Source organism: Paenibacillus sp. FSL E2-8871 (genome assembly GCF_038000345.1).
GTDB lineage: Bacteria > Bacillota > Bacilli > Paenibacillales > Paenibacillaceae > Paenibacillus_AQ.
In genome coordinates, this window is record NZ_JBBOBV010000001.1 from 625,711 (window position 1) to 646,783 (window position 21,073).

Consider the following 21,073-nt stretch of genomic DNA (forward strand, 5'->3'; position numbering starts at 1 on the left):
TCTTGCGGTCCGAGCATATCTACTTTAGTTACTCTTCTGTAAATTCTCAAGATGTACGTCCAAATTATCAAAGGTTTGTGAAATACCCGGTAGCATCCCCATATCAATCACTTGTTGTAACGCTTCTGGAGAAACGTATTTACCGGTGTTAACCAGCTTCGTTTGACCATCCAGCTCGATAAAATCTAGTTGGACTAGTGTCTCGGGCAGATCTTTTGAAATATTACCTTCTGCATCTGAGAACCCGTCCGTGTAAATAATTTGCTCTGGAATCGAAATTTCCCGATAAATCGCCTTACCCCAAGACTCCATACCGTAGAAATCCCCCTGACTCTTATCCTCGCACTTCATGCAATAATGCCAAGTACCTCCTGGACGGAAATCGACATGGCATACGGGAAGTGTCCAACCTTTTGGCCCCCACCAATGCTTCAAATGCTCAGCCTCAGAAAAAGCTTTAAAAACTAGTTCACGTGGAGCTTTAAAAATACGCTCTAATATTAGAGTTCTGCCTTCAATTTTGGACACTAGTTGGTTGGTTTGGTTAGAATTTGTCATTGGATAAATCCTCCTCGTTTACTTTTCATTATCTAATTCCTTGCTTTGTAGCTTCTGCAAATAATCATCCAGTCGATCGTAGCGTTCCTCCCACATATGACGGTAGGATTCTAACCAAGTGTCTAATTCCTTAAAGGGGTCAGGGCGGAGCTTGCAAATGCGCCGATTAGCAACAGCTTGAACTTCAATAAGGCCTGCTTCACTGAGAACACGCAAATGCTTGGACGCTTGAGGCTGCCGCAGCTGAAGACTTTCTGCGATCTCTCCAACGGTTAGGGGATTCTCGCGTAATAGTTCAACGATCTGCATACGATTAGGCTCTGCTAAAGCACTCATTACGTTAGTATTCATAAACAAGCATCACTTCGATTCATTGATTTGATTCGGATTTCATATGACGGGCCGTGATGGAGCGACTCAACAGGCCTACTTCCTTGTATTTCCTGTTTGCATTTACAATATACCATTAAGTGAATATTCCTGTAAAGGGATATTTAAAATTTTCATTGTATGATAACTTCAAAAGAAGGGCATAGTACAAGCATTACGTAGAAATATGTTCCATGATAACCATTAAACTTTACAAAAAACATAGGAATAGATATAATTAAGTATAACTTATCGGTTTTAGATTTACGCAAGGGGCCTAACGCCAGTAGGCTCCTTTTGTATTTCTTGGCCATGTTACAGGAGGGTGAAGGTCATACACAATGAAAAGATTATGGTTTGTGTTCATTATGGTCCGCATGGGGAGCGTTTAATCCGGCGTGGTGTGCAACTATCTGAAATAATAGGGGCCCCATTGTTTGTATTAAATGTCGATAGTTCGGACAATGATGAATATAATCAGAGCAAAGAAATGTATATGACGGTTTGGAAACGTCTTGCCGATGAAGCTGGCGCAGAATTTATCATTCGGAAACGTGAAGGCCGAAAAACAACTGATATTATTGTAGAAGTAGCTGAAAAGAATGAGGTTACACAGATCGTAATTGGACAATCTGCTCAGACTCGATGGCAGGAGCTTACCAAACGCAATTTCATCAATGAACTCATTGGTAAAATGAAAATGATGGATCTGCATGTAGTTGCCGTTCAACGGATGCGCGCCGGGCTGGAAGAAACCCATGAGGAAGGCGTAATCGCCTACCTGGTCAAAATCGGGGATGAGTATCAGCTCAGTGATGAACCTAAGGGTGAGTATTCACTTAAAGGAAAGTTCTTTCACGAATTACACACAGAATTTGAGAACGGTTTATTCAGAATTGAGCAAGAAGATGGAAAGGCTAGATATTTGCATATTTGTGATGGCACATTGACCGATTCTTTATAATCGGCGTGCCCTTATCTTCATGAGGGCCTATTATTAAGGGCCCTTCCAATCATATGATCTTTGGCTTTTGGTAAAAAAGTAAGTACTAAAGTTCACAACTTGATAAGCTCAAGTGGAAAAGGAGGACTGCCTTTGCTGCATGTAATCATACTTGTTCCGTTTCTAATGGCCTTAGTAATCGCACTTTTGACCAAGAGAGCATCCAACCTTCATAGAGGATGGCTTGTTTTCCCCGGTTCACTCGCTTTGTTTGTATATTTTTTAACCCGGATTCCTGTTATTAAGGGAGGGGATTTGGGATATGAAACCGTTTCATGGATTCCTTCCCTAGGCATTGATTTGGTTTTCCATCTGGATGGATTAAGTTTACTGTTCGCTTTGTTAATCACTGGAATGGGTAGTCTTGTAATTATCTATTCGATTTATTATCTAGACAAGCGAAAAGAAGCGTTGACCCCTTTTTATATTTATTTAATGTTGTTTATGGGAGCGATGCTTGGCGTTGTGCTCTCGGATAACTTGATGGTGCTATACGGTTTTTGGGAATTAACAAGTGTCTCGTCATTTCTGTTGATTGCTTTCTGGCATCGGCGGCAAAAATCGCGGTATGGTGCTCTCAAATCTATGTTGATTACCGTATTTGGTGGTTTAGCGATGTTTGCCGGCTTTTTAATGCTGTATGTGATGACAGGCACCTTTAGTATCAGGGAAATTTGGAGTGAGGTTGGCGATATTAGCGGGCATGCTTTATTTATTCCGGCGATGCTACTAATTCTCTTAGGCGCCTTCACCAAATCAGCTCAGTTCCCGTTTCATATCTGGCTGCCGGATGCCATGGAGGCACCGACACCGGTCAGCGCATATCTTCACTCAGCAACGATGGTTAAAGCTGGATTGTATCTTGTCGCCCGTTTCAGCCCTATTTTTGCGGGGCAATATGAGTGGTTCTGGGTTGTGTCAGGCGTCGGTTTGATCACCTTGATTTATGGCTCTATCCAGGCGATGAAGCAGACGGACCTGAAGGCTCTATTAGCCTATTCAACGATTAGTCAACTTGGACTGATTATGGGATTGCTAGGAATGGGATCGGCAGCGGCATTTTATGCAGGGGAAGATTCAGTCTTTTACACTGCTGCAACAACAGCGGCTATCTTTCACCTTATTAACCATGCCATCTTTAAAGGCTCTTTGTTTATGATGGTCGGTATAGTTGACCATGAGACAGGTACCCGCGATCTGCGAAAGCTGGGCGGACTGATTTCCATTATGCCGGTTACCTTTACGGTAGCGATGATCGGCAGTTTCTCCATGGCTGGTTTGCCGCCATTTTCAGGATTTTTAAGTAAAGAGATGTTTTTTACAGCTGTCCTGAATATCCGAAACTTGGATATATTCTCTATTCCCTCGTTGTTTACGCTCTTCCCGGTTTTGGCCTGGATTGCCAGCGTGTTTACTTTTGCATACAGTATGATTTTGGTATTCCACACCTTTTTCGGAAAATATCAGCCTGAGAAGCTGGACAAAAAACCGCATGAAGCCCCATTTGGACTTCTGCTTGCCCCGTGCCTGCTAGCAGTGCTGTCTATATTTATCGGTTTTTTTCCGAATATATTATCTAATACACTTATTATCCCTGCAATGAATGCTATTCACCCTATCTTGCAGACCGGGGAACCTTTTGTTGTGAATATCCATTTCTGGCACGGCTTTACACCAGAAGTATGGATGACACTTGGTGTTGTGATTCTTGGTATTACTGTATACCGAATCTATGGCCGCTTAAGTCTGGTCGATAAAGAATGGGGCAGTGGCTACACTTTAAATCAAGTCTATGACGGAGTAATCCGGCTGGTTGAGAAATTGTCTAGATGGGTGACTAGTTCTTATATGACTGGTTCCATGAGACATTATTTAATGTATATTTTTTCCTTCTTGATCGTAACGATTTGCGGTGTCGTCTGGTATTCAGATGGAATTACACTTGGTACGACTGAGTATACTCCTTTTTCTTTGTTTGAGGTTATTGCTGTAATGGTTTTGCTTCTAGGTGCTTTAGCTATTCCGTTTGTGCGTTCCAGAATAACAGCCATTTTGTTAACAGGAATGGTTGGTTATATGGTTACTTTGCTCTTTGTTCTGTTCAGAGCTCCTGATCTGGCGCTTACGCAAATGATTGTTGAAGTGGTATCTGTTACATTGTTCCTATTATGTTTCAGGCATTTGCCTAGGCTGGAAAAAGAGAAGCTCAAACCTCGTGCGCATTTCCTGAAACTAACTATTTCCATCGGGATGGGCGTAACGATGACATTGGTTGCACTTGCTGCTCTAGGCAGTAGTCCGTTCGAATCCATCTCGAAATATTATGTGGAGAATAGCTATACTTTGGGTGGCGGTAAAAATATTGTCAATGTTCTGCTCGTTGATTTCCGCGGCTTTGATACCATGTTTGAAATAACAGTACTAGGCCTTGCCTCACTTGCTATTTATTCCATGATCAAGCTGCAGTTGGATGGAGAGGGTACAGCAGACCAACTGAAGAGGGTTGTTCCCTATAATAAGCCTCGTTATTCCCGAAGTGATGATGTGTTACTGCAAGCGGTAGTTAAAGTAGCATTCGTTATCATTCTGATATTTTCGTTGTTTTTGTTTTTTGCCGGTCATAATAATCCGGGAGGCGGATTTATTGGGGCTTTGATGGCTTCTGCAGGTTTGGTGCTACTTGCTATTACTTTTGGGATGGATATGGTTGAGAAAGTGCTGCCTATTAATTATCGTAAGTTAATTGCGATCGGGATTTCGATTGCTTTTCTTACCGGGGTTGGCTCATTTATATTCGACGTACCCTTCCTGAGCCAAAATTTTGGGTATTTCCAATTGCCGCTTATGGGCAAAACAGAATTAACCACTGCAATGTTCTTTGATCTTGGTGTTTATCTAGCTGTTATTGGTGTCACTATGAATATCATACTTACGATCGGGAGGGATAGCTAATGGAGCTTGTTGTTGCCTTGGCGATCGGCGTATTGTTTACCGTAGGTGTTTATCTAGTCCTTTCCAAAAGCTTGCTACGCATCCTGCTGGGTACTAATTTAATTACCCATGGTGTTCATTTACTGCTACTGACAATGTCGGGTCTCAAGACAGGTGCTCCACCTTTGCTAGGTGAAAAAGCGGAGGCGTATGTAGATCCGTTACCGCAGGCGCTCATTTTGACCTCTATTGTAATTAGTTTTGGAGTAACAGCATTCTTCATTGTTTTGGCATACCGGACTTACCGTTCGACGGGCACGGATGATGTGGAAGGAACCAAGGAGGAGAGACAACAATGAACAACTTGCTAGTGCTGCCTCTGCTGATTCCGGCCTTTACGGCAGTTATACTGATTTTTCTAAAAGAACGAGTGGATCTGCAACGTATTATCAGTGCCGTCAGTGTGTTTTTAAATATCTTGGTTGCTGGAATCATTGTGTACCAGGTAAGTACAAAGGGCATCCAGACCCTATATATGGGTGGATGGCTTCCACCTTATGGCATTGTGTTTGTTGCCGATATGTTTGCGGCCTTACTTGTGCTAGTCGGTGCTATTGTTGGTGCGGCATGTCTATTTTTTTCCTTCGCCAGCATTGGGGAAGAAAGAGAAAGGTTTTATTACTATCCGTTTTTCCATTTTCTATTAACTGGGGTATTTGGCTCCTTTCTCACCGGAGATTTGTTTAATTTGTTCGTCTGCTTTGAGGTCCTGTTAGTTGCCTCGTACGCTTTAATTGTACTTGGTGGCTCCAAAGGTCAACTGAGAGAGACGTTAAAATATGTATTAGTTAACGTGATTTCCTCTTCCTTGTTTGTAGCAACGCTTGCTTATTTATATGCCGCGACAGGAACACTGAATATGGCACATCTATCTATGCGTGTAGCAGAGGCGGGACAAGGCGGTGTAATGAACGTCATTGCGGTCCTGCTGCTGATCGTATTTTCGATAAAGGCAGGTTTGTTGCTCTTTTTCTGGCTTCCGGATTCTTATAGTGCGCCACCTGTGGCTGTTAGAGCACTGTTTGGAGCATTGTTAACGAAAGTGGGATTGTATGCCATTACACGTACCTTTACATTGATTTTTATTCAAGAACCGGGACTCACCCATTCACTGATTGCCTGGATGGCGGGAGCGACGATGATCCTTGGTGCAATCGGTGCACTGGCTTACAACGATCTGGGGCGGATTTTTAATTATAATATCATCATCAGTGTTGGATTTATTGCTTTTGGGATTTCTGTCGCGACTCAGGATTCGTTAAATGGTGTAGTGTTTTATTTAATGCATGACATGGTTGCCAAAGCATTATTATTTTTCCTGGGCGGGATGATTATCTCAGCATCGGGCACCGACCGCTTAAAAGAAATGGGTGGTTTAATTCGACGCTATCCGTGGACCGGCTGGATGTTCTTCGTACTGACTTTGGCGTTGGTTGGTGTTCCACCACTTAGTGGTTTCGCTGGAAAAGTGATGATGGTGCGTAGCGGATTTGGACAGAATCATGTGGCTCTGGCTCTAATTGCACTTGCATCAAGCTTCATAGTGTTATATTCCTTGATCAAGGTATTCCAGCAGGTATTCTGGGGTGGCGAGAAAAGGGAAGAACAAGTCAAACCGCTTCATTATAAAGCTATGATGGCACCGGCAGCTGTTCTGTTCGCGATTGTAATTCTGATGGGTGTAGGTGCTGAGACGGTAAACGGATATGTCAGCCAAGCCGGAGCCGTACTGGCCGATCCAGCATTATACATTAACGCTGTCATGAAGGAGTAGATACTATGGCTTTTCAACTATTATTGAATTTCATGATAGCATTCCTGTGGATGTTTCTGCACAATGATTGGACTGGGCCACGTTTCGTCATTGGTTTCCTGCTCGGTATACTCATTCTGCTCGGAATGCGACGCTTTTGGCCCAGATTATATCTTGGAAAAGTGTGGGCGATCCTTAAGCTAATCCTGTTGCTGCTGCGGGAGCTGGTCGTTTCTAGTTATGTAGTGGTAAAAGCCGTTCTAAGACCGGAGCTTAATATACGTCCAGCTATCCTCAAATATACTACAGAGCTGAAATCAGATTGGGAAGTGGCAACGTTAATCACGATGCTCTGCCTCACTCCTGGATCGGTGGTGCTTGAAGTGTCGGATGATAATCGGACATTGTATATTCACGCTATGGATGTTGATGACCCTGCACAGTTCAGAGCAAATATCCGTGATACCTTTGAGCGAGCGATACTGGAGGTGACCCGCTAATGATTCATTTTATTCTTATGCTATCCATTACGATCATGGCTTTAGCTATAGGCGTATGTGCTTGGCGTTTGGTGAAAGGACCTTCTTTACCTGACCGAGTCGCTGCACTAGATACGATTGGAATTAATCTGCTAGCAATGGTGGCCGTGTTATCTGTCTTTCTCCAAACGCAGGCTTTTATAGAAATTATTTTATTGATTGGAATTCTTTCCTTTATTGGAACGACAGCCTTTGCCAGATATATCGAAAAGGGAGTGGTGCTAGAAAATGGAAATGATCAAGACTACAGGTGAGTTGCTGTTTGCCTTGTTAATTCTTATAGGGGCATTGCTTAGCGCCGTTAGTGCTATTGGTTTGATACGGCTACCTGATGTTTATCTAAGATCACATGCTGCCGCGAAGAGTGCCACTCTCGGTGTGTTATGTGTCTTAGTTGGGGCATTTCTATATTTTGCATTTTTTCAGAATCATATTAGTGCAAAGCTATTACTAGGAATTGTCTTTGTATTTATAACTGCACCTTTATCCGCCCACCTAACAGGTAGGGCGGCATATCGCTCCGGTGTTCCTCATTGGGATCGAAGAATTCAGGATGATTTAAAAGAGGTGCTGGAGAAAGAGCAAGTTATACCAGTAACCCCTGAACGAGATATACCTCAAGAACAAAGGTAGAAGTGTTAGGAATTATTTTGATTTTCAATAACAGCAGCAAAAACTGTAACAAACCCGCGTCTACACGCGGGTTTGTTTTTTATTAATGGAGTACTATTCTTTTGTTAACATCTCAACGAACCAATATTTTACCTTCTCCAGCGAGCCTGCGTAGCACCCTTGGAAGACGATCACCGTCATTCTCAGGAATGTCCAATTGAATACCGTAGTGGAAACTGCCTTGCTGTTCTCTGTTCCATTTTAATATTCCTTCTATGTACATAGATTCATCCGTAAGATTCATTTCCATTCCGATGCGTACCAGGTTATTTTCTGGGTTGATATTGAGGGGGAATGATAAGTGGCAACCCGATCGACTGATGTCGAACAGTACAGCTCTTACAGGCTTAGAAGGAACCTGGATTCCGTTAATACTAAGAATATGAAGATCAAGGGTTACAGGTTCTTTAAGGGTATATCGAAAAGGTTCAGTTCTGCGATTAGTGTTCATATGCTCCTCCATACTTTTCCATCTACTATAAATTATCGACAGGAAAACAGGATTAGTGAAGAGTTATTAAACATATTAAAGTTTCGAAGTTACAAAAGCTGCATACCTAATTTTTGATTCTATCGTAACAATGTAAGTATTTCTTTTACAGAATTATCTACAAATGATCTTTCAGGACGGGATTTCATGATCACAGTAAGTCCAATTAATGATACGACAAGTGTCTGCGCTAAACTCTTTGCGTTAATAGTTGAATCAAGCTCACCTGAGCGCAAACCTCGATCAATCGTTTCTTGAAATATTACCGAGAGATACATCTGGTGTTCTCTTGTCAGGAGCTCAAATTTCTCATCGTGGGGTGAAAGTTCAACCATCGAATTAATGCAAAAGCATCCCCAGTTCGGATGTTGTCCATATTCTTTTGCCACTATATTTTCGAAAAAGTCACGGAATGCCTCTTTAACAGAAGAATTGTTTTGAAGCTTGTTACGAACATAGGCAGCATGAGAACTCGTATATTTCCGCAACGCAGCTTCAAATAGTCCTTTTTTATCTCCGAAGGTAGAGTAGATGCTAGGCCGCTGAATACCCATTCTTGATGTCAGGTCGCTTAAAGAGGTAGCCTCGAACCCTTTTTCCCAAAATACTTGCATAGCTGCATCCAATGCTTTTTCTTCATCAAATTCACGTGGTCGAGCCATACTAACTCCCTCTTTTCATATCGAACGGTATGATATTATTTTATGGTTTGAAAATTATTATGTCAATAAGAAATGAACGTATATATAGTCGGCTTCTAATTTTCGATTGTTCATAATTGTTCATAAGCTAATCTCTTGACAGTTATCTTTTTTTTGAGTTATATTTGTCAAACGTATTTACATACTGATCGGTATGTAATGTATGAATTTGATAAAAGTTAATCAGGAGGCGTTATCTTTGGGGGAATCTGTTGAGGAATCGAAAGCTATTATAGCGGATCAAACAGTCAAAAAAACTGAAAAAGTACGAGGAGGGCTTAGAGCGTCGGAACCAGTGCCTGTATCAATAATATCTCGTAATGTGGCACTTTTATTTTCCATCGCCTGCGGAATAGTTGTTGCTAACATTTATTATGCGCAACCTTTACTGGACGCTATTTCGAACGAGTTTGGTATTTCTCATTCATTCGTTGGACTTGTTATTACAATCACTCAAATTTTTTATGCACTTGGACTGTTATTACTAGTGCCTCTGGGTGATCTATTAAATCGGCGTTGGCTGATCGCTGGACAGATGATTCTATCCGTATTGGCTTTAATTGTCGTTGGTACTGCCACCAGCAGTAAAGTGTTATTCATAGGTATAGCAGCGGTTGGGTTTCTAGCCGTAGTGACACAGACGCTCGTTGCATTCGCGGCAACTTTGGCTGCTCCAGCCGAACGTGGGCGTGTCGTTGGTGTTGTGACAAGTGGAATCGTAATTGGTATTCTACTGGCGCGAACTTTCGCTGGCGTATTAATGGATTTAGCAGGTTGGCGTTCTGTCTACCTTGTTTCCGCGGTATTAACACTAATCATGGCGTGTGTATTGTTTCGGGTGTTGCCACATTATGAGCACAAAAGAGAATCATTATCTTACCTACAGTTGATTCGTTCAATGTTCACGTTGTTTGCTCAGGAACGAACTCTTAGAATCCGTGCTGCACTAGGCATGATGATTTTTACCGCTTTCAGTATATTATGGACGTCTCTAGTATTACCTCTCAGCGCCCCACCGTTTTCTCTTTCACATACAGCGATTGGAGCATTTGGTCTCGCAGGTGTTGCAGGCGCGTTAGCAGCAGCGCGAGCAGGTCGCCTCGCCGATCGAGGTTTAGGGCAGAAGACCACCGGTGTGGCATTGATTCTTTTGCTCATATCATGGTTGCCAATAAGTTATGTTCAACATTCGCTTATTGCATTAATCGTTGGTATTATCCTTCTTGATCTTGCAGTACAAGCCGTACATGTCACCAATCAGAGCATGATCCTTACTTTGCGACCTGAGGCACGCAGTAGGCTTACTGCCGGTTACATGATTTTTTATTCCATTGGCAGCGCCACTGGGTCGATCGCATCTACCAGTATCTATGTTTACTTTGGCTGGAACGGAGTGAGTTTGTTAGGTGCAATTGTGAGTGCTCTGGCTCTTCTTTTTTGGTTATTAACAAAGGAGTAACTGAAGGGATGAGTATTCGTGCTGAAAAAATTGTAACACTGATCTCGCATAATTAGGTGCGATTTCTAAGTCTTAACGCTCCAGCCAGGGCTATAGTATTTCATGTCACCTGGCCGTGGGAGCAATTCGAAAAGTTCAATTCAACATGAAAAATAAACAAAAAGCTCAATTAGAAACTACATCTGTTGTTGAATTAGGGAGGGGGTCTTCTGGTGAAATAAATTCGTGAATGATTTGACGGAAGTATTCGTGATTATCGTAGCTATTGTACATACGCCATGCCACTGTTTCAGAATTCCCAAAAAATAACCGCTCAAACTGGGTTTGACGGCCACCGAATGGACCCGCTCCTAGTTCCCAAGCGAGCCGGAATAAGGCATTTCGATACCAAGCATCCGAGACATTCCCCTTCAAATACTGATGGAGGTACGAACCGGCACTTGAACTGAAGTCCGATTCAGAGGTGATCATGATAAGACCACTTGAACTTAGATTTTGAACCATTTCAACCATCTTCGGATAAAACTCTGAAAAGTGAATGGTTGAAGCTAGAAGGGGGCCTTTATCAGGAACGAGATATCCAAATTTGTCGTGGGATGCTCCGACTTCAGAGGCGAGTCTTAACGCTCTGAATGTTTCTAGAAACGTTAGTATTCTTGAAATCGGCAGAATGGTGTAGGGCTCAAGCTCAACATTTTGTTCTTCCGCCAAAGACTCTAGTACACCGAGAAAGAACTCGGTCTTTGCAATATAGCGGGTAATGATTTGGTGGGCAATATGGGTGTGAAAGTGACTCTCGCCGAACAATCGGGCACAGTAGATCTCATCTCCGTAATAAAATATACGATCATGAGGGATAAGTACGCGGTCAAATATAACAAGTGTATCCATTTCTTCATATTTTGAACTTAACGGATGGTCGTAGTTGGATTTGGCTGCGTAGCTTTCACGGCAAAAAAAAGTTATCCCTGGCAGATCATTGGGTACTGCAAAGGCAAACGCGAAGGGATTATCATCATCCACAAGGGAAGGTGAAGGAGTAGGGAAAACAAGCATTTCATCGCATGTAGCCCCTTGTGTTGCCATCATAAAAGCACCAGTTACAAGCATCCCTTCTTCATTGATTTCTACGACCTTAGCAGCAATAGAATCCTCTGTAGCATCAATCTGACCAGATATTTTACTAGCTTGAGGCTGGATGAAAGCATGGGATAATGTAATGTCATGATCTCGGCAGTAGGCATAATATCTCCTGAGGTTTTCGGCATATTTTGGATGAAGGTCCTCAAGGATATCGGCAGCTGTGAACAGAGACATGATTGCCGTATTCATATAATCTGGGGAGCGGCCTAAAAAACCGTGATGCCTATTCGACCATATTTCAATCATTTTTCTTCGGCGTTCTAAATCTTCGATATTTTTGGGTGGGAGAAAAGATAGACCAACAAGCTCTCCGGTATCAGGTGAAGGGTAGGTCATCTGCGCTAAATAACGCTCATCACACTGCATGTCGTACATTTCGGCTTGTGTTTGTATGAGGCCTTGAAATGCGGGATGTTTGGATAAGGGCCCTTGTATACGCGTTCCTTTGTACCAGATATTGATATTTTGCCGGTCGATTCGTTCGATGTATTGATTACCATTTTTAATAGGCAAAAGTTCCACCTCTTTGAATGCATGTTGTACTAATAAAACATTGTTATTGTTTTAATGTACGTAACCATGATTCCCCTTGTACATTGTCCACATTTGGTGGATATCCTATTATTCATTACATGTAAATTAAACCAAGGATTAGAAAAAACTATTGAAAGGAATCTCATAGTTTGAAGGTTATTAACTGGGTTTTTATGCGATTAGCAATATTTCCAGAGCTCGTCGTAACGAATGGTGCGAATTCCGTTCTGGGCAATATACCGCTTGAGTCGTTCGTCTTGGAACAGTCTGCGGTCGGCGTCTCTCTCCCTAGCGATATGTTCGCCGGTATGCTGCGCATTTCCGAAATTAAGGATCTCCTCATCCATAAATGTAGGGTGCGTGACTAGGCGATAAATGCCGGAGGGGACGGATTCCAATGCTTGAATGACGTTCAATACGGGATCTTTTCTTTGGCCTGTTCGGTTATAACTAATATTCATGCAAACGTTTCGGTAGGACATTAACCCTTCGCTTTCACACCAATTATCGAATAGGTGAGTGAGCCGTTCGTCGATTCGCTCGAAACCCATATGCGTATCAGCGTAATAAGGTTTGAAGCCCAGCTTTCTGACTGCTTCCAGTTGAGCTTGTAATTCGGCCATCACCTCCGAAATTTCAAATCCCGACGTTTTCCAGTCTGCAGGAGAGCGGTGAAAAGTGCCGTCTTCGAGTACTAAGCTCGGAACCTGTTTTGGTGACAACACCGGACCCCAGCGAACACGGTCCCACTCTGCATGCAGGGTGCAATGAAGGCCAATGCAAAATCCATCCTCCTGAGCAAATAGCTTCGCAGCGTCCTGTACCGCTATGCCATTTGCCATTAATGAACCATTGCGGAGCACGCCGTTACGCCACGCCTCGTGGATGGCCTTGTTGGCGGAATAGCTTCCCCCCAAATCGTCGCCTTGCGTGATCAAGTAAATTTCCAGTTTCGGCAATTCATTCAACCTCCGGTTATTTTGTCGTAAATGCTTCCATCCAAAAAGTGCCAATAAAAGATTGCAATCGCTTACATGTGATGCTATATTGATTGTAGCATTACCAAAACGTTTTGGAAAGTTTGAGGTTTTTATATGTCACCTACAATCAAAGATATCGCTAAAGCGGCAGGCGTATCCATTACTACTGTATCCCGCGCGTTGAACGGCTACTCCGACGTCAATGAAAAAACGAGAAACCGGATCAAGAAGCTGGCCGAAAAAATGTCCTACCGGCCGAACGCTCAGGCACAAAGTCTAGTACTGAAAAAAACGAATACGATCGGCGTTATCATTTCGGAGCTTACGCGCGACAGCGTCAAAGCTGCTTTTTCGTTCGAGGTGTTGTGCGGCATTAGCGACCGGTCCAGCGAGCTGAATTACGATATCATTTTGTTCAGTACGAACCCGAACAAACAAATGAATAAAACCTATTCGGACCTTTGTCGGGAGCGCAATGTTGACGGGGTTATCCTGAAGGGGCTAAAGACAACTGATCCCTATTTAAGAGAGGTCACCGATCAATCTATGTTCCCTTCCGTGTTAATCGACATCCCTGTCGCCGGCGAGCGGGTCGGCCACGTCACGACTGATAATGTAAGTGGAGTCAGGGATGCCGTCCGTCATTTGATCCAGCAGGGACACCGCAATATTGCTTTCATAAATGGTTATAAAGAAGCGGCTATCTGCGCAGATCGCTTGTCAGGATACATGCTGGGCTTGCAGGAGGCTGACATCGCCTACGATGTCAGCAGGGTTGAAGACGGCCGCTTTTCGGAAGAGGGGGGGGCGGATGCCATTGGCAAAATCCTGTCGCGCCACCCCGAAACTACAGCTGTCGTATGCTCCAGCGATATTATGGCGCTGGGCGTGATGAAAGAATTGGAGCAGATGGGCAGGGCAATACCTGATTCCATTTCAGTGATCGGCTTTGACGACATCTCGATAGCCTCCTACAGCACGCCCAAACTGACCACTGTACGTCAGGAAAAATACGAGATGGGCTATCAAGCAGCGCAGATGCTCATCGACATGATAGAAGGGCGCAATGTCAAGCATAAAATCGTGCTTGAAAATCGGCTCATTATCCGTGAGAGTACGGATCGGTTGCAAAAAGGCTAATGGCTTTTTTGCATCCTTTTTCCGAAACGTTTTGGAAATCTCCGTCAGACACCGTTTTAAGGATTTCCTTCGGAAATCTTTAAATAAAAACTACTGACTAAAAGGGGAGAAATGGGCTTATGAAGAGATTCAAAATCGTATCGATGCTGTGTTTGACCATGGCACTGGGTTTAACAGGATGCGGGTCCAACAACGAAGGAGGGAACGCATCGGGTACGCCAAGCTCGTCGGGGGAAAGCACCGACAAACCGGCGGAAACCGCCGTACAAGAAAAAGTTGTACTTAAAATTCCACATTATAAGTCAGGTCAGAACGTAGGGGCAAAATTTTTCCTACCGCAAGTAGAGCGCTTCAACACAAAGTATACCGACAAATATGAAATTCAAATCGAAGAAGTGCCGAACGATGACTATAATGACAAAATCAAGCTTCTTTGGCAGCAAAAAGAGCTGCCCGCACTTATCGAAAAAGGAGCCAATGAGCTTGTCGAGACTCTAATCGAAAAAGACGAGATTTACGACCTGAAGCCATTTTTGGATTCAAAGCCGGAATTGAAAGCGACTCTGATCGAGGATTCCGTCGCATTCAATACTAGAGATGGTAAGATTTACACCATGCCGTCTTCCGTAGTTCGTCCGATCGGCTTGTTCTACAATAAAGAAATGTTTGCAGACGCGGGAATTACAAAACCAATCGCGCAAATGAATTTCGAAGAATTCGATCAGGCGCTTCAAGCACTTAAGGACAAAGGGATCACACCGCTTTCACTGATGACAGGGGAAAACGCCTGGACCACGATGCTTCTTGCATCCGCTTTCATGGCCAACGAGCCAGGAGCTGAAGAAGTGCTGAAGAGCAACCGCGCAGACAAGGAATTCGATTATACGAGTCAGATGTGGGTCAAGGCATTTGGTGAAGTACAAAAGTGGCTCAAGGAATACACGACGGACAATGCGCTCGGCGCCGCTTACGCGGATTCCGCCAACAACTTCCTGAACGAAAAAACGGCGATTATCGCGAACGGGACTTGGATGGTCGGTGACTTCTCGGATACGACGAAAGCGCCGGAAGGCTTTGACAAGAAGGTCGGCGTTTCTCTCTATCCCGGCGGCATTGGGCTGGCTACGACAGCCGAGTATTCTTGGTGGATTCCGAAGGGGCTTAAGCAGGAGGAGACGGAAGCGGCACTTGCGTTCATCGAATTTATCCGTTCTCCCGAGGAAATCGAAGCATATATGGTTGCCGAAGGCGGGCAAGCTCCAAATATTCAGACTTCCGCCGAGTTCACCTCCAAGCTGAATCCGATTTTGGCTGAGATGAATCGGTCCGTGACCAGCGATTTGAAGATGATCGCTCAATCCATGGCGGATGTGTGGCCGGATCAGATTTCGTCCAAAGAGTTTAGCGGCTATCTACCGCTGCTGGCACAAGACAAAATGACGCCGGAGGAATTCGCCGAGCATTTAACGAAGAAAGCGCAACAATTCAAAAAATAAGCCACAACGGATGAGCCCTCTCCTCGTAGTGAGAGGGCTCATTGCAGAAAAAGAGGTGAAAAAATGAAAATCAAGTGGTTGAATGTATGGATTGCGGCGTTCTTGGCGCCAACGGTTCTCGTGCTGGCTTTGTTTTATATCGTCCCGATCGGAACGGTGCTAGTGACGGGATTTATGGAGTGGGACGGTCTGCGCGCCCCCGAATTTAACGGTGTAAATAATTACATTCATCTTATTACGTATGACAACACCTTTTTCATTGCCTTGCGTAATATCCTGCTATGGTCGCTTATTGCGGCTACGATGCACGTCGGATTCGGCACACTGGTTGCGTTCGTTTTGTACAAGAAACATATCGGATGGAGATTCGTTCGGGGAGTGTTTATGGTGCCGATGGTTATCTCCGCCGCTGCTTGGGCGATCATTTATAAACTGTTCTTCAACGATGAAATCGGCATTTTGAACCATATAATCAGGAGCATTGGCTTTTCGGATTTTCATGTCAACTGGTTTTTCGATTCCCCTGCCTCTTTTTTCGCAATTACGCTCACTTGGTTATTTTATGCGGTGTACGTTACCTTGATCGTCTATAACGATTTGATGGCCATTCCCAAGGAAGTACATGAAGCTGCGCTGTTGGACGGAGCGAGCGAGTGGGGGATGATCCGGCACATAAACCTGCCGCTTGTCAAAAAAGCGATCGGAACAGGCATCATATTGTCTGTCACTGCGCGCATCGCCGGATTCGAGGAAGTGGCACTTACCTCCCGAGGTGGGCCGGGCAACGATACCTATAACATAACGCTGATGCTCTATGACGGCATCGTTAATTACAACTATGGTTACGCCAACGCGGCAGCAACGATCATGATTCTGCTTGGCATCCTGGTCCTTCTGCTGATCAACAGGCTGTTCAAGATGAACGAGAGTACTTATTGAGGGGGGTGTGAAAGTGATAATAAACATCCGAAAATGGCCTGAACTCATCGTCTCTTACAGTGTCATGACGTTTACGGTCTTGGTGTCGATATTCCCGATTTTATGGATTCTGTTTTCTTCCTTCAAATCAAACAAAGAAATATTGAATGATCCTTTTTCACTGCCGAAAAAAATTGATTTTCAAGCATACATGGATGTTTTCACACAGTACAACTTTTTGGGGTACTTTATGAATTCCATGTTCATTGCGATAGCCTCGACTTTGATTGCGCTGTTCATTTACACGATGGCCGGTTATATTTTCGGGAAATTCAATTTTCGCGGCAAATCGTTCTTATTTATCCTTTGTACCATAACGTTGCTGATCCCGGGATACGCCCGCGCGCAGCCTATCTTCACGATCATCATGAACCTCGATCTCTATGATACGAAGGCCGCATTGATCCTAGTCTATGCGTCGTTCGGCATGGCGCTGGCATTGTTCATCCTGCGGTTATCGTTTATCGCAATTCCCAAAGATCTTGACGAATCAGCTTTAATCGACGGCGCGGGCTTCTGGAGAATCTTTTGGAACGTAAATATGCCGTTGGCCAAATCGGGCATCTCGACAGCCGGCATTTTAATGTTCTTGAACAATTGGAATGAATACTTCTACGCGCTGATATTGACTACCAGCGAGAAGAACAGAACATTGCCGGTGGCACTGGAATTTTTTAATGAAGCATTCTCCTACAATTATACAAGAATGTTCGCTGCGCTAATGATGGTGATTCTCCCGGGGATTGTGATTTACGTGCTTGTTCAGGAGCAAGTGCAGCAAAGCGTAGCTTCTTCCGGGGTTAAGGGATAATAAACATACGAACGAGGTGCAGAAGTGGCATATAGCGTCATAAAAGAAAACGATTTGTTTCTCGTTACGGATTTATCCGGCGATATATCGACTGATTCTACGGAAGGCTTCGGTTTATATACGAAAGATACGCGGTTTCTCAACCATTTGAAGTTGACCGTTAATGGGGCAAAGCCGATTGTCCTTGCATCTGAGTCTGACCGGAACTATGTCTCGAATATTGTGCTTACGAATCCGGATATCAAAGATGGAGAAAAGCTATGGCGTGAATCCGTCGAGATTAAGCGGACGCGATTTATCTATAAGGGCATTCTCTATGAAACGATTCGCGCAACCAACTTCAACCCACATCTTCAACGTTTCAGCATTGAGCTGGAGATTGATGCCGATTTCCAAGATATGTTTGTCATTCGCGGATTTCAAGAGGGCCACTTCGGACGGAAGACAGGGGTCCGACAACTGGCGTCGGGGTTTTCTATCGATTACGGTGGGGTTGACGACGTAAAGCGGTCGCTACTCGTCGAGTGGATGGAAGCGCCGGGCCAAGTCACTGTTTCGAATGACGGAGCGGGGATCGCTTATTATATGGATTTGGAAGCGGGGCAATCGGCATCGATCGATCTGTTCTTTGTTCCGGTCATCGATGAAACCTACCCCGAGCGCCATTCGCATGCTGATGCTATACAAGAGCTACAGCGCATGTATGCGGATTGGGAGCAAAGATCGACAGGGGTGGCCAGTAATCATCCGGTTTTCGATAGCCTCTATCGGCGCGGTTTGTCGGATATCAGGGCGTTGCTCACGGATCTCGGTTTTGGCTTGTTTCCTGTGGCCGGCTTGCCTTGGTATGCTGTACCGTTCGGACGCGACAGCCTGATCACGGCTTTGCAGTTACTACCTGTTCATCCCGAAATCGCCAAGGGCACCATTATGACGATGGCTCGCTATCAAGGTGAAAAGTCGGATAGCTGGCGCGACGAGCAGCCGGGAAAAATTATGCACGAGATACGCGATGGCGAGCTAGCGAATACGAACCAGGTGCCGTTTAAACCGTATTATGGTACGGTAGACGCAACGCCACTGTTTCTGATCCTGATCGGTGAATATGTCAAATGGACCGACGATATACCATTGTTTGAAGAGATGATGCCCAACATCAGGCGGGCGCTGGAATGGATCGATACATGCGGCGATTTGGATGAAAGCAGCTTTGTGACATATAACAAAGAATCCGCCAAAGGGATTACGAATCAGGGGTGGAAGGACTCGTCCAATTCCGTAGTACATCGCAACGGAGAATATGCGCAAGCTCCAATCGCTCTCGCCGAAGTGCAAGGATATGTCTATCAGGCTAAGACGACGATTGCGGAGCTTCTCCGCACGATGAAGCCGTATTCGAACGATAACAAAATGATCGCCTGGTCCAGCGATCTTATCGCCGAAGCTGAGGAGCTGTCGAAGCTGTTCGAGAAGGAATTCTGGGTGGAAAGCGACCGATTTTATGCGCTGGCACTCGATTGCGGCAGAGAACAGGTTGAAACTGTTACTTCGAATCCTGGACACGTGCTCATGTCCGGCATGTTGAATCCGGATAGGGCAGCAGCAGTCGCCGACAAACTACTATCAAAGGAAATGTTCAGCGGTTACGGAATTCGGACGATGGCAGAGGGCGAAAAGGGCTACAATCCGATCAGCTATCATAACGGAAGCGTTTGGCCGCACGATAACTCACTGTGTCTAATGGGACTGAATCACGAAGGCTTCCATAAGGAAGCGGTGACCGTTATAGAGGGCTTACTTGCCGCCAGTTCTAGCTTTGAAAATCATCGCCTGCCGGAACTGTTCTGCGGTTATTCCGCGGATAAGGGCACGCCGATTCACTATCCTGTCGCATGCTCCCCTCAGGCGTGGGCAGCCGCTACACCTTTCGTGTTTATTGAAGTTATGCTCGGTATGCAGCTTGATTATATGACGCGACAAATATCGCTTCATCCCATGTTGCCTGTGGGAATGGACTGGCTCTCCGTCCGCAGGCTTCGTCTTGGTAGCGGTGTACTGGATGTGGACGTTAAACGGCGCAAGGAAACATGTGATTATCACATTTTGGCAAATACGACAGGTTGGACTGTCGTTTCGCATTAAAGAACGAAGTGTTGCAGGCATGCAGATCGTCTACCAGCGTTTGAAGTACACCCTGTCAAATTGATAATACAAATAATATAAGACGGTTAAGCGGCCTTGGTCCATGGGACTGAGGCCGCTTATTTTTTGCCTGAAGTCACTCATTTTTGTGAAAATTGATGTAAGTATCCTACAACCCAAATAACTACAAGAGCCGGTAAAACCTACCCCAAGCGCGTCCGTTCCTGTTTCAGCTAACGTCTTCTCCGCTGAAATGATGCTGCCGCTATACGACGTGACGAAGGTCAAACCAAGAGCCAATACTATAGACCTGTAAAGAGATTTGTTGTTCATAATCATTACAACCTGCCTTTTTAAATTATTTTTTGTCATTTACTAAATGTCTTTCTAAACATAGCATTTTTTAGATGTTCAAATCTTAATGGATATATACAATGTCACTATCACTTGTTGACTACCCGTTGATATCATATTCCTCGATCGTAAACCAATCACGATGTAAGCGATCCAGTCACCTCAACGGTCATAATATTATGAAAAAACTCCCTTTTCTCCCTATTTACAATTCCACTACTCGGTGTTACTATATAGTGGTACTAAGCAATACAGAGTAGCATTGGAGGATTTAAATGGATAACCTAACAGAAATGCTGAAAGGAGTTTTGGAAGGCTGTGTACTTGAAATCATCAGCCGGAAAGAAACCTATGGGTATGAAATCGTAAAAACGCTAAATGCGCTCGGTTTCGTAGATGTTGTTGAAGGAACGGTCTACACCATCTTGATACGGTTAGAAAAAAATAAACTCGTCGATATCGAGAAAAAACCGTCCGATATAGGACCACCAAGGAAATTTTATAGTTTAAATGAAGAGGGATTACGGGAACTGTCCATGTTTTGGGAGAAATGGGGATATGTTTCGTCAAGACTTACCCAACTGAAGGAGGATAGCCGTGTATAAGAACATGCTCGCTAAATTTAAAGATTTACGTGAACAAAAAAAGGCTTATAAAGAGTGCGTAAAACGTTCAAAAGCGCTTCCGAACGATTACCGAGAAGTTTACAATATCGCATCGCGCTACATGCTGAACTTCTCAACTAACGATTCTAGCGTCATCAACCTGTTTCCCGAAATGCTTGACATGTTTGAGATGGGAGCTGCTGAAGGTCGAGATGTTCTGGAGATCGTAGGGAATGACGTAATGGCGTTCTGTGACGGGCTGCTCGAGGACGTTTCCGCTCAGACTTGGACAGGGAAAATGCGAGCCAAAATGAACGAGTCCATTCACAAAAAACTTGGAAGATAGGGGGGATTA

At 44.3% G+C, this 21,073-nt stretch carries 21 protein-coding genes; 15 read left to right on the plus strand and 6 right to left on the minus strand.

Annotated elements, in window-relative coordinates; all coding sequences use genetic code 11:
* Nucleotides 1-24 precede the first annotated feature (24 nt).
* Both NYE25_RS02885 and NYE25_RS02890 read right to left on the minus strand, forming a co-directional pair.
* On the minus strand, nucleotides 25-558 hold the full coding sequence (locus NYE25_RS02885; protein WP_341145056.1) for an SRPBCC domain-containing protein: 534 nt from the start codon (nucleotides 556-558) through the stop codon (nucleotides 25-27).
* A gap of 18 nt (nucleotides 559-576) precedes the next feature.
* Nucleotides 577-909 (minus strand): ArsR/SmtB family transcription factor, encoded by a 333-nt coding sequence (locus NYE25_RS02890; protein ID WP_340969103.1) that lies wholly within the window; start codon nucleotides 907-909, stop codon nucleotides 577-579.
* Nucleotides 910-1,252: 343 nt separating this feature from the next.
* Between NYE25_RS02890 and NYE25_RS02895 the strand changes: the two genes are divergently transcribed.
* The 7 genes from NYE25_RS02895 to mnhG all read left to right on the plus strand — a co-directional run bounded on the left by NYE25_RS02895 (nucleotide 1,253) and on the right by mnhG (nucleotide 7,846).
* Nucleotides 1,253-1,891, plus strand: a complete 639-nt coding sequence (locus NYE25_RS02895) for a universal stress protein (protein WP_231573438.1) — start codon at nucleotides 1,253-1,255, stop codon at nucleotides 1,889-1,891.
* 126 nt (nucleotides 1,892-2,017) lie between these two features.
* Nucleotides 2,018-4,882 carry a Na+/H+ antiporter subunit A gene (locus NYE25_RS02900; RefSeq protein ID WP_341147672.1) on the plus strand — a complete coding sequence of 955 codons (2,865 nt, stop codon included), beginning with the start codon at nucleotides 2,018-2,020 and terminating at the stop codon, nucleotides 4,880-4,882.
* Nucleotides 4,882-5,220, plus strand: a complete 339-nt coding sequence (locus NYE25_RS02905; RefSeq protein WP_076282807.1) for a Na(+)/H(+) antiporter subunit C — start codon at nucleotides 4,882-4,884, stop codon at nucleotides 5,218-5,220. The genes NYE25_RS02900 and NYE25_RS02905 overlap by 1 nt, the downstream gene beginning before the upstream one ends.
* Nucleotides 5,217-6,695 (plus strand): Na+/H+ antiporter subunit D, encoded by a 1,479-nt coding sequence (locus NYE25_RS02910; protein ID WP_341145057.1) that lies wholly within the window; start codon nucleotides 5,217-5,219, stop codon nucleotides 6,693-6,695. The genes NYE25_RS02905 and NYE25_RS02910 overlap by 4 nt, the downstream gene beginning before the upstream one ends.
* A 5-nt stretch (nucleotides 6,696-6,700) precedes the next feature.
* The gene (locus NYE25_RS02915) at nucleotides 6,701-7,174 is read left to right on the plus strand and encodes a Na+/H+ antiporter subunit E (RefSeq protein WP_076282805.1); all 474 of its coding nucleotides are present in this window, start codon (nucleotides 6,701-6,703) and stop codon (nucleotides 7,172-7,174) included.
* The gene (locus NYE25_RS02920) at nucleotides 7,174-7,467 is read left to right on the plus strand and encodes a Na(+)/H(+) antiporter subunit F1 (RefSeq protein WP_042187626.1); all 294 of its coding nucleotides are present in this window, start codon (nucleotides 7,174-7,176) and stop codon (nucleotides 7,465-7,467) included. The genes NYE25_RS02915 and NYE25_RS02920 overlap by 1 nt, the downstream gene beginning before the upstream one ends.
* A complete protein-coding gene (gene mnhG, locus NYE25_RS02925; RefSeq protein ID WP_076282804.1) occupies nucleotides 7,442-7,846 on the plus strand; it encodes a monovalent cation/H(+) antiporter subunit G in 405 nt (134 codons plus the stop codon). Before NYE25_RS02920 ends, mnhG begins: the two co-directional genes overlap by 26 nt.
* Before the next feature lie 112 nt (nucleotides 7,847-7,958).
* On the opposite strand, the gene NYE25_RS02930 is transcribed toward mnhG, so the two are convergent.
* Complete coding sequence (locus NYE25_RS02930; RefSeq protein WP_339803222.1) at nucleotides 7,959-8,336, minus strand: PilZ domain-containing protein; 378 nt, start codon at nucleotides 8,334-8,336, stop codon at nucleotides 7,959-7,961.
* 119 nt (nucleotides 8,337-8,455) lie between these two features.
* Nucleotides 8,456-9,037, minus strand: a complete 582-nt coding sequence (locus NYE25_RS02935; protein ID WP_341145058.1) for a TetR/AcrR family transcriptional regulator — start codon at nucleotides 9,035-9,037, stop codon at nucleotides 8,456-8,458.
* Between the two features lie 202 nt (nucleotides 9,038-9,239).
* Between NYE25_RS02935 and NYE25_RS02940 the strand changes: the two genes are divergently transcribed.
* Nucleotides 9,240-10,535: an MFS transporter gene (locus NYE25_RS02940; protein ID WP_341145059.1), complete on the plus strand. Its 1,296-nt coding sequence runs from the start codon at nucleotides 9,240-9,242 to the stop codon at nucleotides 10,533-10,535.
* Nucleotides 10,536-10,700: 165 nt separating this feature from the next.
* Here the strand turns inward: NYE25_RS02940 and NYE25_RS02945 are convergent, their stop codons facing one another.
* Complete coding sequence (locus NYE25_RS02945; RefSeq protein WP_445667115.1) at nucleotides 10,701-12,191, minus strand: 4-hydroxyphenylacetate 3-hydroxylase family protein; 1,491 nt, start codon at nucleotides 12,189-12,191, stop codon at nucleotides 10,701-10,703.
* A 200-nt stretch (nucleotides 12,192-12,391) separates the two neighbouring features.
* Nucleotides 12,392-13,171 (minus strand): ChbG/HpnK family deacetylase, encoded by a 780-nt coding sequence (locus NYE25_RS02950; protein ID WP_341054315.1) that lies wholly within the window; start codon nucleotides 13,169-13,171, stop codon nucleotides 12,392-12,394.
* A gap of 135 nt (nucleotides 13,172-13,306) precedes the next feature.
* Between NYE25_RS02950 and NYE25_RS02955 the strand changes: the two genes are divergently transcribed.
* The 7 genes from NYE25_RS02955 to NYE25_RS02985 all read left to right on the plus strand — a co-directional run bounded on the left by NYE25_RS02955 (nucleotide 13,307) and on the right by NYE25_RS02985 (nucleotide 21,064).
* Nucleotides 13,307-14,332 (plus strand): LacI family DNA-binding transcriptional regulator, encoded by a 1,026-nt coding sequence (locus tag NYE25_RS02955; protein WP_341054317.1) that lies wholly within the window; start codon nucleotides 13,307-13,309, stop codon nucleotides 14,330-14,332.
* Between the two features lie 119 nt (nucleotides 14,333-14,451).
* Nucleotides 14,452-15,828: an ABC transporter substrate-binding protein gene (locus NYE25_RS02960; RefSeq protein ID WP_341145061.1), complete on the plus strand. Its 1,377-nt coding sequence runs from the start codon at nucleotides 14,452-14,454 to the stop codon at nucleotides 15,826-15,828.
* Between the two features lie 63 nt (nucleotides 15,829-15,891).
* On the plus strand, nucleotides 15,892-16,767 hold the full coding sequence (locus NYE25_RS02965; RefSeq protein WP_341054319.1) for a carbohydrate ABC transporter permease: 876 nt from the start codon (nucleotides 15,892-15,894) through the stop codon (nucleotides 16,765-16,767).
* Between the two features lie 13 nt (nucleotides 16,768-16,780).
* Entirely contained in the window at nucleotides 16,781-17,617 is an 837-nt protein-coding gene (locus NYE25_RS02970) for a carbohydrate ABC transporter permease (RefSeq protein ID WP_341145062.1), read from the plus strand.
* A gap of 24 nt (nucleotides 17,618-17,641) precedes the next feature.
* Nucleotides 17,642-19,759: an amylo-alpha-1,6-glucosidase gene (locus NYE25_RS02975; protein ID WP_341145063.1), complete on the plus strand. Its 2,118-nt coding sequence runs from the start codon at nucleotides 17,642-17,644 to the stop codon at nucleotides 19,757-19,759.
* A 629-nt stretch (nucleotides 19,760-20,388) separates the two neighbouring features.
* Complete coding sequence (locus NYE25_RS02980) at nucleotides 20,389-20,718, plus strand: PadR family transcriptional regulator (protein ID WP_341145064.1); 330 nt, start codon at nucleotides 20,389-20,391, stop codon at nucleotides 20,716-20,718.
* Complete coding sequence (locus NYE25_RS02985; RefSeq protein ID WP_052404266.1) at nucleotides 20,711-21,064, plus strand: DUF1048 domain-containing protein; 354 nt, start codon at nucleotides 20,711-20,713, stop codon at nucleotides 21,062-21,064. The genes NYE25_RS02980 and NYE25_RS02985 overlap by 8 nt, the downstream gene beginning before the upstream one ends.
* Nucleotides 21,065-21,073: the final 9 nt, after the last annotated feature.

Bases quoted from the DNA above. Each gene is read 5' to 3' on its own strand.
- NYE25_RS02980 (WP_341145064.1), top strand. From the start codon at position 20,389: ATGGATAACCTAACAGAAATGCTGAAAGGAGTTTTGGAAGGCTGTGTA.
- NYE25_RS02955 (WP_341054317.1), top strand. From the start codon at position 13,307: ATGTCACCTACAATCAAAGATATCGCTAAAGCGGCAGGCGTATCCATT.
- NYE25_RS02920 (WP_042187626.1), top strand. From the start codon at position 7,174: ATGATTCATTTTATTCTTATGCTATCCATTACGATCATGGCTTTAGCT.
- mnhG (WP_076282804.1), top strand. From the start codon at position 7,442: ATGGAAATGATCAAGACTACAGGTGAGTTGCTGTTTGCCTTGTTAATT.
- NYE25_RS02960 (WP_341145061.1), top strand. From the start codon at position 14,452: ATGAAGAGATTCAAAATCGTATCGATGCTGTGTTTGACCATGGCACTG.
- NYE25_RS02890 (WP_340969103.1), bottom strand. From the start codon at position 909: ATGAATACTAACGTAATGAGTGCTTTAGCAGAGCCTAATCGTATGCAG.
- NYE25_RS02905 (WP_076282807.1), top strand. From the start codon at position 4,882: ATGGAGCTTGTTGTTGCCTTGGCGATCGGCGTATTGTTTACCGTAGGT.
- NYE25_RS02930 (WP_339803222.1), bottom strand. From the start codon at position 8,336: ATGAACACTAATCGCAGAACTGAACCTTTTCGATATACCCTTAAAGAA.
- NYE25_RS02915 (WP_076282805.1), top strand. From the start codon at position 6,701: ATGGCTTTTCAACTATTATTGAATTTCATGATAGCATTCCTGTGGATG.
- NYE25_RS02940 (WP_341145059.1), top strand. From the start codon at position 9,240: ATGAATTTGATAAAAGTTAATCAGGAGGCGTTATCTTTGGGGGAATCT.
- NYE25_RS02935 (WP_341145058.1), bottom strand. From the start codon at position 9,037: ATGGCTCGACCACGTGAATTTGATGAAGAAAAAGCATTGGATGCAGCT.
- NYE25_RS02885 (WP_341145056.1), bottom strand. From the start codon at position 558: ATGACAAATTCTAACCAAACCAACCAACTAGTGTCCAAAATTGAAGGC.
- NYE25_RS02965 (WP_341054319.1), top strand. From the start codon at position 15,892: ATGAAAATCAAGTGGTTGAATGTATGGATTGCGGCGTTCTTGGCGCCA.
- NYE25_RS02910 (WP_341145057.1), top strand. From the start codon at position 5,217: ATGAACAACTTGCTAGTGCTGCCTCTGCTGATTCCGGCCTTTACGGCA.